13 protein-coding genes and 5 tRNA genes are annotated in these 13,219 nt (G+C 57.1%); 4 read left to right on the top strand and 14 right to left on the bottom strand.

What is annotated here, in order from left to right; all coding sequences use genetic code 11:
* Window positions 1–37 precede the first annotated feature (37 nt).
* The 14 genes from KK102_RS15085 to mltB all read right to left on the bottom strand — a co-directional run bounded on the left by KK102_RS15085 (window position 38) and on the right by mltB (window position 10,253).
* A tRNA-Arg gene (locus KK102_RS15085) sits at window positions 38–114 on the bottom strand.
* A gap of 28 nt (window positions 115–142) precedes the next feature.
* Window positions 143–219: transfer RNA gene (locus KK102_RS15080), tRNA-Arg, on the bottom strand.
* Window positions 220–248: 29 nt separating this feature from the next.
* Window positions 249–325, bottom strand: a tRNA-Arg gene (locus KK102_RS15075).
* 64 nt (window positions 326–389) lie between these two features.
* Window positions 390–466, bottom strand: a tRNA-Arg gene (locus KK102_RS15070).
* 4 nt (window positions 467–470) lie between these two features.
* A tRNA-Ser gene (locus KK102_RS15065) sits at window positions 471–563 on the bottom strand.
* Window positions 564–905: 342 nt separating this feature from the next.
* Window positions 906–1,091, bottom strand: a complete 186-nt coding sequence (gene csrA / locus KK102_RS15060) for a carbon storage regulator CsrA (protein WP_000906486.1) — start codon at window positions 1,089–1,091, stop codon at window positions 906–908.
* A gap of 241 nt (window positions 1,092–1,332) precedes the next feature.
* Window positions 1,333–3,960, bottom strand: coding sequence for an alanine--tRNA ligase (gene alaS / locus KK102_RS15055; protein ID WP_126544836.1), 2,628 nt, complete (start codon window positions 3,958–3,960; stop codon window positions 1,333–1,335).
* A 131-nt stretch (window positions 3,961–4,091) separates the two neighbouring features.
* The gene (gene recX / locus KK102_RS15050; protein WP_216357924.1) at window positions 4,092–4,592 is read right to left on the bottom strand and encodes a recombination regulator RecX; all 501 of its coding nucleotides are present in this window, start codon (window positions 4,590–4,592) and stop codon (window positions 4,092–4,094) included.
* A gap of 68 nt (window positions 4,593–4,660) precedes the next feature.
* On the bottom strand, window positions 4,661–5,719 hold the full coding sequence (gene recA, locus KK102_RS15045; RefSeq protein WP_028014189.1) for a recombinase RecA: 1,059 nt from the start codon (window positions 5,717–5,719) through the stop codon (window positions 4,661–4,663).
* Window positions 5,720–5,808: 89 nt separating this feature from the next.
* Window positions 5,809–6,306, bottom strand: coding sequence for a nicotinamide-nucleotide amidase (pncC, locus tag KK102_RS15040; RefSeq protein ID WP_216357923.1), 498 nt, complete (start codon window positions 6,304–6,306; stop codon window positions 5,809–5,811).
* A gap of 129 nt (window positions 6,307–6,435) precedes the next feature.
* Window positions 6,436–7,314, bottom strand: coding sequence for a metal ABC transporter substrate-binding protein (locus tag KK102_RS15035; RefSeq protein ID WP_216357975.1), 879 nt, complete (start codon window positions 7,312–7,314; stop codon window positions 6,436–6,438).
* 14 nt (window positions 7,315–7,328) lie between these two features.
* Entirely contained in the window at window positions 7,329–8,189 is an 861-nt protein-coding gene (locus KK102_RS15030; protein WP_216357922.1) for a metal ABC transporter permease, read from the bottom strand.
* Window positions 8,186–8,839, bottom strand: a complete 654-nt coding sequence (locus tag KK102_RS15025; RefSeq protein WP_216357921.1) for a metal ABC transporter ATP-binding protein — start codon at window positions 8,837–8,839, stop codon at window positions 8,186–8,188. The genes KK102_RS15030 and KK102_RS15025 overlap by 4 nt, the downstream gene beginning before the upstream one ends.
* 313 nt (window positions 8,840–9,152) lie before the next feature.
* Window positions 9,153–10,253 (bottom strand): lytic murein transglycosylase B, encoded by a 1,101-nt coding sequence (gene mltB / locus KK102_RS15020; RefSeq protein WP_216357920.1) that lies wholly within the window; start codon window positions 10,251–10,253, stop codon window positions 9,153–9,155.
* 251 nt (window positions 10,254–10,504) lie between these two features.
* Between mltB and srlA the strand changes: the two genes are divergently transcribed.
* From srlA to srlD, 4 genes are read left to right on the top strand one after another with little or no spacing between them, the layout of a single operon-like run.
* Window positions 10,505–11,068: a PTS glucitol/sorbitol transporter subunit IIC gene (gene srlA / locus KK102_RS15015; protein ID WP_003862164.1), complete on the top strand. Its 564-nt coding sequence runs from the start codon at window positions 10,505–10,507 to the stop codon at window positions 11,066–11,068.
* Window positions 11,065–12,024, top strand: coding sequence for a PTS glucitol/sorbitol transporter subunit IIB (gene srlE, locus KK102_RS15010; RefSeq protein ID WP_216357919.1), 960 nt, complete (start codon window positions 11,065–11,067; stop codon window positions 12,022–12,024). Before srlA ends, srlE begins: the two co-directional genes overlap by 4 nt.
* A 12-nt stretch (window positions 12,025–12,036) precedes the next feature.
* Entirely contained in the window at window positions 12,037–12,399 is a 363-nt protein-coding gene (srlB, locus tag KK102_RS15005; RefSeq protein ID WP_023308951.1) for a PTS glucitol/sorbitol transporter subunit IIA, read from the top strand.
* 14 nt (window positions 12,400–12,413) lie between these two features.
* Complete coding sequence (srlD, locus tag KK102_RS15000) at window positions 12,414–13,193, top strand: sorbitol-6-phosphate dehydrogenase (RefSeq protein ID WP_047348067.1); 780 nt, start codon at window positions 12,414–12,416, stop codon at window positions 13,191–13,193.
* Window positions 13,194–13,219: the final 26 nt, after the last annotated feature.

Below are 13,219 nucleotides of genomic sequence, written 5' to 3'. Positions count from 1 at the left end.
CCTTAAAACAACAGCATCGCTGTTATCCAGGAGAATATGGTGCATCCGGGAGGATTCGAACCTCCGACCGCTCGGTTCGTAGCCGAGTACTCTATCCAGCTGAGCTACGGATGCATCGGGAAATGCTTTTAGAAACAGTAAATGGTGCATCCGGGAGGATTCGAACCTCCGACCGCTCGGTTCGTAGCCGAGTACTCTATCCAGCTGAGCTACGGATGCATCAGGGTACTGCTTTCAGAAATAGTAAATGGTGCATCCGGGAGGATTCGAACCTCCGACCGCTCGGTTCGTAGCCGAGTACTCTATCCAGCTGAGCTACGGATGCATCGGGATTTACTACTGTACTGCTCGATATTCATATCACTTCTAAAGCAATATGAAGTAATAGATGGTGCATCCGGGAGGATTCGAACCTCCGACCGCTCGGTTCGTAGCCGAGTACTCTATCCAGCTGAGCTACGGATGCAAAATGGCGGTGAGGCGGGGATTCGAACCCCGGATGCAGCTTTTGACCGCATACTCCCTTAGCAGGGGAGCGCCTTCAGCCTCTCGGCCACCTCACCACACAACGCCTCTTTCGAGTGCTTCGAGTAACTCGTTAAGAGCTTCTCGTCGCTGCGTGGCGCATATATTACTTTCCTGGACTTATAAGTCAAACAATTTTCCACAACCTTTTATCGTTTGCACAAATCGCATGCAATTCGCATGTAAAAGCCGCAAAGAGGGTGTTTTATAAGCGGATTTTGCAGGCATCTTCACAGAAAACTCTTGTGAGAAACACGCAGTCAGGGCGAGATAAAGGTGAGGGAGTGGTTAAAAACAGAGCGATTGAAATAGAACGGTAACTTTATGCAGGAAAAATGGCATGAGGGTTGCGTCTCGCCCGACAGCGAGACGCGACAATATCAGTAACTGGACTGCTGGGATTTTTCAGCCTGGATACGCTGGTAGATCTCTTCACGGTGGACAGATACTTCTTTAGGAGCGTTAACACCAATACGTACCTGGTTACCCTTTACCCCTAAAACTGTCACGGTGACCTCATCCCCAATCATGAGGGTCTCACCAACTCGACGAGTCAGAATCAGCATTCTTTGCTCCTTGAAAGATTAAAAGAGTCGGGTCTCTTGTATCCCGGCATTATCCATCATATAACGCCAAAAAGTAAGCGATGACAAACACGTAAAGTGTAAGCAGTCACGGCATCACATTCTGTTAAACGTAAGTTTAGCCGATATACACAAACTCAACCTGACTTTATCGTTATCGATAGCGCAGTGAACAAGACGCCATAACGTTACCGCTATGGCGTCTGCTTGTGCTTTGTAGTTATTACAGTTTCGCGCTTACCCAGCTTTCAACGCTGGCCAATGCCGCAGGAAGCGCCGCCGCATCCGTACCACCGGCTTGCGCCATGTCCGGACGACCGCCACCCTTGCCGCCCACCTGCTGGGCGACCATACCAATCAGTTCCCCTGCTTTGACGCGGTCGGTCACATCCTTAGAGACGCCCGCAATCAGAGAAACCTTACCTTCTGCCACTGTCGCCAGCACGATAACGGTAGAACCAAGCTGGTTCTTGAGATCGTCGACCATAGTACGCAGCATCTTAGGCTCAACGCCCGCCAGATCGCTGACCAGCAGTTTGACGCCCTTAATGTCTACAGCCTTGCTGGAGAGGTTTGCACTCTCCTGCGCCGCAGCCTGCTCTTTCAGCTGCTGCAGCTCTTTTTCCAGCTGACGCGTGCGATCCAGCGCAACGCGCACTTTCTCGCCCAGGTTCTGGCTATCGCCTTTCAGCAGCTGCGCGATGTCGTGCAGCTGATCGCTCTGCGCATGCAGGCTGGCGATTGCGCCTTCACCGGTCACCGCTTCAATACGACGCACACCTGCCGCCGTACCTGATTCGGAAACAATGCGGAACAGGCCGATGTCACCGGTGCGCGAGGCGTGCGTACCGCCGCACAGTTCGGTAGAGAAATCGCCCATGCTCAGCACGCGAACGCGCTCGTCGTATTTCTCGCCAAACAGCGCCATCGCACCTTTTTTCTTCGCGTCCTCGAGATCCATGATGTGGGTCTCGATTGGCAGGTTACGACGGATCTGCGCGTTCACCAGATCTTCCACCGCGCGGATTTCAGACGGTTTCATCGCTTCAAAATGCGAGAAGTCGAAACGCAGCACTTTGTCGTTAACCAGAGAACCTTTCTGTGCAACGTGGGTACCCAGCACGTCGCGCAGGGCAGCGTGCATCAGGTGGGTTGCAGAGTGGTTCAGACGAATGCGCGCGCGGCGAGCTTCATCAACGTTAGCCTGAACACCCTCGCCCACTTTCAGAGAACCGGAAACCAGTTTGCCCTGGTGACCAATCGCCTGACCGTATTTTTGGGTGTCGGTCACACTGAAGCTAAAGCCATTGCCCTTCAGTTCGCCCTTATCGCCAACCTGGCCGCCGGATTCCGCGTAGAACGGCGTTTTGTCCAGAATAACAACCGCATCCTGACCCGCGCTGATGCTGTCCACGGCTTTACCGTCAACAAACAGGGCGGTCACTTTGCCGGTCAGTTCCAGTGCTTCATAGCCTTTGAATTCTGACGCGCCGTCAACGCGGATCATCGCATTGTAGTCGGCGCCGAAACCGCTGGACTCACGCGCACGACGGCGCTGCTCTTCCATCGCGGCTTCGAAGCCCGCTTCGTCAACTTTGATGTTGCGCTCGCGGCAGACGTCCGCCGTCAGGTCAACCGGGAAGCCGTAGGTGTCGTACAGACGGAAAGCGGTTTCGCCATCCAGCGTGTCGCCCTGAAGCTTCGCCAGCTCTTCGTCCAGCAGCGCCAGACCGCGCTCAAGCGTACGTGCAAACTGCTCTTCTTCGGTTTTCAGTACCTGCTCTACCTGCGCCTGCTGGCGTTTCAGCTCATCACCGGCAGCACCCATCACGCCAATCAGTGGCCCAACGAGTTTATAGAAGAAGGTGTCCTTCGCGCCCAGCATGTTGCCGTGACGGATAGCACGACGAATGATACGACGCAGCACGTAGCCACGGTTTTCATTCGACGGGATAACGCCGTCGGCAATCAGGAACGCGCAGGAACGAATGTGGTCTGCGATAACGCGCAGCGATTTGTTGTTCAGATCGGTCGCGCCGGTCACTTCCGCAACGGCTTTGATCAGCGTGCTGAACAGGTCAATCTCGTAGTTGGAGTTAACGTGCTGCAGAACCGCAGCAATACGCTCCAGCCCCATACCGGTATCAACGGAAGGTTTCGGCAGCGGCTCCATCGTGCCGTCGGCCTGACGGTTGAACTGCATGAAGACGATGTTCCAGATCTCAATGTAGCGATCGCCGTCTTCTTCCGGGCTGCCAGGAGGGCCGCCCCAGATGTGGTCGCCGTGATCGTAGAAGATCTCGGTGCACGGACCGCAAGGACCGGTATCACCCATCTGCCAGAAGTTGTCAGACGCATAAGGTGCGCCTTTGTTATCGCCGATGCGAATAATACGCTCGCGCGGAATACCGACTTCTTTTTCCCAGATTTCGTAGGCTTCGTCATCGGTTTCATAGACGGTAACCCACAGACGCTCTTTCGGCAGGTTGAACCAGTTTTCACCGGTCAGCAGTTCCCACGCATATTGAATGGCATCGTGTTTGAAGTAGTCGCCGAAGCTGAAGTTACCCAGCATTTCGAAGAAGGTGTGGTGACGCGCGGTGTAACCGACGTTTTCCAGATCGTTGTGTTTACCGCCCGCACGCACGCAACGCTGTGAGGTTGTGGCGCGGGAATAATTACGCTTGTCGAGACCAAGGAAAACATCCTTGAACTGGTTCATCCCGGCGTTGGTAAACAGCAGAGTCGGGTCATTGTTCGGTACCAGGGAGCTGCTGGCAACAACCTGGTGTCCCTTACTATGGAAAAAATCGAGAAACGCCTGACGGATCTCAGCGGTGCTCTTGCTCATAATTATCCTGAAATCAAGCTAACGAAATGTCGTAGCCAGCCTGTATCGGTAAACCGTTGGACAGACCAGCTACTGGAAAAAGTGGGAATAAGATAAGTTTTCTTTGGTGGGAAGTAAAATCCCGCATGCGTTCAATCGGCAAAATTACGCCAGATATCCTGAATATCTTCCATCAGGAAGCCCCGGTAGAGCAAAAAGCGCTGGATTTTGACTTTTTCTGAAAATTCACGCGGCAGCGCTTCGCCGTACTTACGAATGGCCTGCTCTTTTGCCAGCTCGCACCAGTCAATGTCGCATTCGCGCATCGCTTTTTCGATGGATTCCCGGGCCACCCCTTTCTGGTTTAGCTCCTGCCGAATGCGCGCGGGCCCGTATCCCTTGCGGCCACGGCTGGCGAGAAAGCGAGAAGCAAAGCGCTCGTCGTCAAGATAGCGATGCTCATAGCACCAGGCGATGACGCGGTCGTAATCTTCCGCGGTGGCATCAATCTCTTCCGGACCGTTTGTGCTCATCACGGGAGCGGACAGCTTTCGCCGCAGCTCCTGTTCACTGTGGTCACGCACGGCAAGGATGCGCACCGCGCGGTCCAGTAAGCGTGCATACGCGGGTCGACGTGATGTGGATTCACTCATAAAAAACCTGCAGATTCAGAAATGCAAAAAGGGCCGCATCAGCAGCCCTTCATCTTTACACGAGAGACTTAAAAGTCTTCGTTGGTCTCTTCAGCATCCGCGGCATCCACCACGAAATCAGGTTTGGAGTCCTGGTTGTTCAGCAGAAGCTCACGTACCTTCTTCTCAATCTCTTTCGCTGCAGCCGGGTTCTCTTTCAGCCAGGAGATAGCATTCGCTTTACCCTGACCAATCTTGTCACCGTTGTAGCTGTACCATGCGCCCGCTTTTTCAATCAGCTTCTCTTTCACGCCCAGGTCAACCAGCTCGCCGAGGAAGTTGATGCCTTCGCCGTAGAGGATCTGGAACTCAGCCTGTTTAAACGGCGCAGCGATTTTGTTCTTCACAACCTTCACGCGCGTTTCGCTACCAACCACGTTCTCGCCCTCTTTCACCGCGCCGATACGGCGGATATCCAGACGGACAGAAGCGTAGAATTTCAGGGCGTTACCACCCGTCGTGGTTTCCGGGTTACCGAACATCACACCAATTTTCATACGGATCTGGTTGATGAAGATCAGCAGCGTGTTGGACTGCTTCAGGTTACCGGCCAGCTTACGCATCGCCTGGCTCATCATACGCGCCGCGAGGCCCATGTGAGAGTCACCGATTTCACCTTCGATTTCCGCTTTTGGCGTCAGTGCCGCAACGGAGTCGACGATGATCACGTCAACCGCACCAGAACGTGCCAGCGCGTCACAAATTTCCAGCGCCTGCTCGCCGGTATCCGGCTGGGAACACAGCAGGTTGTCGATATCAACACCCAGTTTACGGGCATAGACAGGGTCCAGCGCGTGCTCAGCATCGATAAACGCACAGGTTTTACCTTCGCGCTGCGCCGCTGCAACAACCTGCAGGGTCAGGGTGGTTTTACCTGAGGATTCCGGTCCGTAGATTTCTACGATACGGCCCATCGGCAAACCGCCAGCGCCCAGTGCGATATCCAGAGAAAGCGAACCGGTGGAGATAGTTTCCACGTCCATGGAACGGTCTTCACCCAGGCGCATGATGGAGCCTTTACCGAATTGCTTTTCGATCTGGCCCAGTGCTGCCGCCAACGCTTTCTGTTTGTTCTCGTCGATAGCCATTATTACTCCTGTCATGCCGGGAGAAGCGACTGCGCTTCACCGTGGATTTCTGTTCTGTTGGTGCAATTATACTGTATGGTCATACAGTATCAAGTATTTTGTAGAAATTGTTGCCAGAGCGTTTTTAACGCATAAACGGTTGCCTGACGACGCACGCTTTCGCGATCGCCGCTGAAGCACTCCCGGCGGGTGATCCCTTCACCTTTAGCGGTGGCAAAACCAAACCAGACGGTGCCGACAGGCTTCACGTCGCTGCCGCCGTCCGGCCCTGCGATACCGCTGATGGAAATGGCGTAATCTGCCCGCGCCTCTTTCAGCGCGCCAATGGCCATCTCAATCACCACCGGCTCGCTCACCGCACCATGCTGTTCAAGCGTCGATTCACGCACGCCAATCATCTGTGCTTTAGCTTCGTTACTGTAGGTCACAAAACCGCGTTCAAACCAGGCGGAACTGCCGGCAATATCGGTAATCACTTTGGCAACCCAACCGCCGGTGCAGGACTCCGCCGTTGTGAGGGTCGCCCCACGCTGTTTAAGCGCCAGCCCTACCACTTCGCTAAGCTGCATCAATTCATGGTCAGTCATTCTCGCTCCAGGCTTCGGAAAAACGTGCTGCACAAGATAGCACTTTCTCGTCAGATATGGGGATGAGCTTGCGGTTTTACGAGGGGGCTTCAGAAAAAAGCCGATGCAGGCGCACCGGCTCGGGGCATGTTATTTCATGCTGTTCGCAATCGTATCGACATTGTGACGAAACGCCTTAACGTAGGTGTCCGCTACGCCGCCTTTTGACGACAGCGCTTCGGGGTAAAGCTCGCCCCCAGGCTGCGCGCCCGTCGCCGACGCAATCTGTTTAACCAGACGCGGATCGAGCTGATTTTCCATAAACCAGGTTTTCACGCCGTCGGCTTTGATCTGATTAATGATCTCAGCCACCTGCGCCGCGCTGGCCTCGCTCTCGGAGGACAGCCCCTGCGGCGCCATAAACGTCACGCCGTAGGCGCGGCTGAAATAGCCGAACGCATCATGGCTGGTCAGCACCTTGCGCTTATCCTTCGGGATCGCGTTAAAACGCGTTTTGGCCCAGCTATCCAGCTGGTTAAGCTGTGCGATATAGGGTTTTCCGGAAGCTTCAAGCGCAGCTTTATCTTCCGGGTCAGCTTTTACCAGCCCCTCCAGAATATTTTGTGCATACAGCGCCCCGTTCGCCGAGCTGTTCCACGCGTGCGGATCGGTCACGGTTTTGCCCTCTTCCTCAAGCGTGTGGGTTTTCACTCCGGTTGACGCCACCACCAGTTGGCCTTTAAATCCTGAGGCCTTCACCAGCCGGTCGAGCCAGCCCTCCAGCCCCAGGCCGTTGACCACAACCACATCGGCCTTATTCAGCGCCGCGCTGTCTTTCGGTGACGGTTCGAAGGTATGCGGGTCGCCGTCCGGCCCTACCAGCGTCGTCACTTTCACGTGGTCTCCTCCCACTTCCTGAGTCATGTCGCCCAATATTGAAAAACTGGTCACCACGTTGAGCGTTTTCGCCATCACGCCGTGCGACATCATCCCCAGCGCGAGCGCCACGGCTAATCCTGTACGTTTCATCATTTCCCCTTGCGTTAAAAAAGCGCCCGCACGCTGCCAGCCAGCCTGCTGCGCGAGCCAAATAAAACAGAGATAAAGAACAGCGCGCTGGCGGTGAGTACGATGGATGGCCCGGCGGGAAGACTCATCGCCCAGGAGAGGCTCAGCCCCAGCCATGCGCAGAAAATACCGCTGATGCCCGCCATCAGAAGTAACGCCGGTAGCGTGCGTACCCAGCAGCGTGCCGCCACCGCGGGAAGCATCATCAGCCCGACGGCCATCAGCGTGCCAAGCACCTGAAATCCGGCCACCAGGTTAAGCACCAGCAGCGCCAGAAACAGTCCGTGCAGCAAGCCGGGCAGCCAGCGGGCGTTCACCTGCAGCCAGGCGGTATCAAAGGCTTCTGTCACCAGCCCGCGATAGAACATCGCCAGCGTGATAAGGGTGACTATGCATACGCCGGTGACGAACAGCGCGGCGTCGTTGTCCACCGCAAGAATGGAGCCAAACAGCAGATGCAGCAGATCGACGTTCGAGCCGCGCAGTGAGACCAGCGTGACGCCCAGCGCCAGCGAGCCAAGATAGAAACCGGCAAAGCTGGCATCTTCTTTCAGCGGCGTGCGGCGGCTGACCAGACCGGCCACCAGCGCCACGGTAATTCCAGCAATAAAGCCCCCGATGCTCATCGCCAGCAGCGACATACCGCTAAGCAAATACCCTACGGCGACACCCGGCAAAATGGCGTGAGAAAGCGCATCCCCCATCAGGCTCATCCGACGCAGCTGAAGAAACACGCCGAGTGCGGTCGTACTGACGGAGAGCGCCAGGCAAACCACCAGCGCGCGGCGCATAAATCCGTATTCAATAAACGGCTGAAAAAATGTCTGCCAGATCATGCCACCCTCACCCGCTCGGTTTTCCACTGGGGAACGTCAGCATCCAGCCGCAAGGTTTGCGGGAAGTGGCGCGACACGCGCTCGCTGTCGTGTAAAACTGCAAGTAGGGTTTGCCCCTGCATGTACATCTCCAGCATCAGGTCCATCAGCACGCTGCAGGTGGCTTCATCGACTCCGGTAAAGGGTTCATCCAGCATGACCAGCGGCGCCTGCTGTACCAGGACGCGGGCAAACAGCATGCGCTGAAACTGGCCGCCGGAGAGCTCATCGATGGTGGATAACGCCATGGATGCCAGCCCGACGCGCTCAAGCGCGCCGGCAATCCGCAACCGCGTCTCGCGACGAAAACCGGAAAAAAGCGATATGCGCGGCCAGCAGCCCATGCTCACCACGTCCTGTACGGTCAGCGGAAACTGCGCCTCCAGCGCGTGGCGCTGCGCCAGCCAGCCGATTACCGGGCGCTTACCCTGCCAGCGGAAGCCGCCGCTAACGGGAGGAATAAACCCCGCCAGCGTTTTCAGCAGCGTCGATTTCCCGCAGCCGTTAGCGCCGATAATGGCGGTCATGCTCCCACGTTCGATCGCCCCCGAAAGAGGACGCGTAACGGGCTGGCGGTCATAGCCCGCGACCAGTTCGTGCATCACGATCATGGCAACGCCACCGCCCAGCGCACGGCCAGCCCGAGAAAGATAATAAGCACCAGCGCCAGCAAAAGCCGAACCGGAGCAGAGAGAGAAAAAAGGGACGTTGACATCTTGATACCATATTTAATGTTATAACATAACAATAATAAAAGGCGACAGAGATGTAAATGGCAGGTTTGAAAAGGGAGTGTGGCGAAATGTTTCTGCAAAACTTCCCTCTCCCGTGGGAGAGGGTCAGCGTGAGGGCATCAGGCCGCTCCGTGCGCGCAGCCATGCCGGGTGGCGGCGTTGCCTTACCCGGCCTCCCCGCCGGAGCGGCTTACTGACTAAACGGCGACGCCGCCGGAACTCGCGCCTGAGACACCGCCAGCCCCAGCTGCCATACCGCCATTGCGTAGTGGGTGCTGTGGTTATAGCGGGTAATGGTGTAGAAGTTCGGCATGCCGTACCAGTACTGATACCCTGTTCCCACGTCCAGACGCAGCAGGCTCACCTGCTCGACGTTGCCCAGCGGCTGGGTTGGCGTTAAGCCTGCCGCCGTCAGCTGTGCAACGCTGTATTTGGTTTTGAAGCCGTTTTCCAGACCAAACGCCTCGCCGTTTGCCTGCACCGCAACTTGCCCGCCCGGCGTCCAGCCGTGCGCCTTGAAGTAGTTCGCCACGCTGCCGATGGCATCCACCGGATCCCACAGGTTGATGTGGCCGTCGCCGTTAAAGTCAACGGCATATTGCTTATAGGAGGACGGCATAAACTGGCCGTAGCCCATCGCGCCGGCAAACGACCCTTTCAGATCGAGCGGGTCGTCCTGCTCGCTGCGCGCCATCAGCAGGAAGGTTTCCAGCTCGGAAGAGAAATACTCCGCGCGGCGCGGGTAGTTAAAGGAGAGCGTCGCCAGCGCGTCCAGGATGCGGGTTTTACCCATCACGCGGCCCCAGCGGGTTTCCACGCCGATAATCCCGACGATGATTTCCGGCGGTACGCCGTAGGTCTGCCACGCGCGGTTAAGCGCATCTTCATACTGATTCCAGAACACCACGCCGTTTTGCACGTTGTCCGGGGTAATAAACTGTTTGCGATAGCGCAGCCACGCGCCGTTTGGCCCGCTCGGCACCTGGGCCGTCGGCGCCTGCCTGTCCATCAGGCGCAGCACGTAGTCCAGACGCTTAGCCTGAGACAAAATTTCGTGCAACTGCTGTCTGTCAAAGCCGTGTTTGCTCACCATTTTATCGATGAACTGCTCGGCCGCCGGGTTATTCGCGAAGTCGCCGCCCATCTGCATCATATTGTGCTGCGGCTCCAGCAGGAATCCTCCGGAAGGCGCGCCCGCCGTTTGCTGAACGGCTTCGGTCTTAGGTTTGCTACTACAGGCAGACAGCAGAATAAGCGCAGGCAACAGCGCTGCATAACGACGCTTGAACATGAGACATCCATTTAACGGGTTCGATAAGAACCCAGTATGGTAAAGCATCCGCAACACCTCAAGGAAGCGGTACGCACCTCCCCCACGCAAATCCGCGCTTTTTTACACCGAAAATCATTCACCACGTCAATTAACTTTCAAAATAATCCATTTTTCTTTCATTGTGAGATCTAACTAACACTTTAAAACCTTTCAAAGTGATTATTATTAGCCGCAGATAGACAAAAACAAACGCCCCACAGGAGAGAAGAATGATAGAAACCATCACCCACGGCGCCGAGTGGTTCATCGGGCTGTTTCAGAAAGGCGGAGAAGTGTTCACCGGCATGGTGACCGGGATCCTGCCCCTGCTGATCAGCCTGCTGGTGATCATGAACGCGCTGATCAACTTTATCGGGCAGCAGCGTATTGAACGCTTCGCCCAGCGCTGCGCCGGGAATCCGCTGTCCCGCTACCTGATACTGCCCTTTATCGGCACCTTCGTGTTCTGCAACCCGATGACCTTAAGCCTCGGTCGCTTTATGCCAGAGAAGTACAAGCCGAGCTATTACGCCGCCGCCTCCTACAGCTGCCATTCGATGAACGGCCTGTTCCCGCACATCAACCCCGGCGAACTGTTTGTGTATCTCGGGATCGCCAGCGGCCTCACCACCCTTGGCCTGCCGCTCGGCCCGCTGGCGGTGAGCTACCTGCTCGTCGGCCTGGTCACCAACTTCTTCCGCGGCTGGGTGACGGACCTCACCACCGCCATTTTTGAGAAAAAAATGGGCATCCAGCTTGAACAGAAAGTCCATCTTTCAGGAGCCACAGCATGAACCGGATCCGCATTGAGAAAGGCACGGGCGGCTGGGGCGGCCCGCTGGAGTTCGACGCCACCGAAGGCAAAAAGATTGTTTACATCACCGCGGGCACCCGCCCGGCGATCGTCGACAGGCTGCGCGAGCTAACCGGCTGGGAAGCGGTCGACGGCTTCAAGGAAGGGGAACCGCCGGAAGCGGAAATCGGCGTGGCGGTGATCGACTGCGGCGGCACGCTGCGCTGCGGCATCTACCCGAAGCGCCGCATTCCGACGGTGAATATTCACTCCACCGGAAAATCCGGCCCGCTGGCGCAGTTCATCCTCGAGGACATTTATGTCTCGGGCGTCAAGGAAGACAACATCACCCTGGTGAAGGGGACGCCTGCGCCGCAAAAAGCGGCCCCGCGCGAGTACGACACCAGCAAGAAAATCACCGAGCAGAGCGACGGCCTGCTGGCGAAGGTCGGGATGGGCATGGGTTCCGCCGTGGCGGTGCTGTTCCAGTCCGGGCGCGACACCATCGACACGGTGCTGAAGACCATTCTGCCGTTTATGGCGTTCGTCTCGGCGCTGATCGGCATCATTATGGCCTCCGGCCTGGGCGACTGGATTGCCCACGGCCTCGCCCCGCTCGCCAGCCACCCGCTCGGGCTGGTCACGCTGGCGCTGATCTGCTCCTTCCCGCTGCTGTCGCCGTTCCTCGGCCCGGGCGCGGTGATTGCCCAGGTCATCGGCGTGCTGATTGGCGTGCAGATTGGTCTGGGGAACATCCCTCCGCACCTCGCCCTGCCCGCCCTGTTTGCCATTAACGCCCAGGCGGCGTGCGATTTCATCCCCGTGGGGCTGTCGCTGGCCGAAGCGCGCCAGGACACCGTGCGCGTGGGCGTGCCGTCCGTACTGGTGAGCCGCTTCCTGACGGGCGCGCCGACGGTGCTGATTGCCTGGTTTGTCTCCGGCTTTATTTATCAATAAGAGGTTCCTGCGATGACCGTGATTTACCAGACCACCATTACCCGCATCGGCCAGAGCGCGGCCGACGCGCTGAGCGACCAGATGCTGATCACCTTCCGCGAAGGCGCGCCTGCGGATATCGAAGAGTTTTGCTTTATCCACTGCCACGGCGAGCTGAAGGGCGAGCTGAAGGCAGGAAGCCAGCTGGAGCTGGGCGAGGCGCGCTATGCCGTCACCGCCGTTGGCGACGTGGCCGAGCAAAACCTGCGCGAGCTGGGCCATATCACCCTGCGTTTCGACGGCCAGCCGCAGGCGGAATATCCCGGCACGGTTCACGTCGCGGGCCCGGTTCCGCAGGCTGTCACCCCAGGCTGCACGTTAAAATTTGTTGCGTAATTAAGGAGAAACACATGAGTCAGGTTGCCGTTGTCATTGGTGGAGGACAAACCTTAGGCGAGTTCCTCTGCCGTGGGCTTGCCGCTGAGGGCTATCGCGTGGCGGTAGTGGACATTCAGAGTGAAAAAGCCGCCCGCGTGGCGGACACCATTAACACCGAGTTTGGCGAAGGGATGGCGTACGGGTTTGGTGCCGACGCCACCAGCGAGCAGAGCGTGATGGCGCTGGCCCGCGGCGTGGACGAGATTTTTGGACGCACCGACCTGCTGGTCTACAGCGCGGGGATTGCGAAAGCGGCCTTTATCAGCGATTTCGCGCTGGGGGATTTTGACCGCTCGCTGCAGGTGAATCTGGTGGGCTATTTCCTCTGCGCCCGCGAGTTTTCCCGTCTGATGATCCGCGACGGCATTCAGGGGCGCATCATTCAGATCAACTCAAAATCAGGGAAAGTGGGCAGCAAGCATAACTCCGGCTACAGCGCGGCGAAGTTTGGAGGCGTGGGGCTGACGCAGTCTCTGGCGCTGGATCTGGCCGAATACGGCATTACCGTGCATTCGCTGATGCTGGGCAACCTGCTGAAATCGCCGATGTTCCAGTCCCTGCTGCCGCAGTACGCCACCAAGCTCGGCATCAAGGCGGAAGAAGTGGAGCAGTACTACATCGATAAAGTGCCGCTGAAGCGCGGGTGCGATTATCAGGACGTGCTGAACATGCTGCTGTTTTACGCCAGCCCGAAAGCCTCGTACTGCACCGGGCAGTCGATTAACGTCACCGGTGGGCAGGTCATGTTCTGAGTTCATTCCCCGGTGGCGCTGCGCTT

It is taken from the genome of Enterobacter quasimori (assembly GCF_018597345.1).
Classification (GTDB): domain Bacteria; phylum Pseudomonadota; class Gammaproteobacteria; order Enterobacterales; family Enterobacteriaceae; genus Enterobacter; species Enterobacter mori.
The sequence above is the reverse complement of the archived record's forward strand: the minus strand, read 5'-3'. Positions and strand labels throughout refer to the sequence as shown.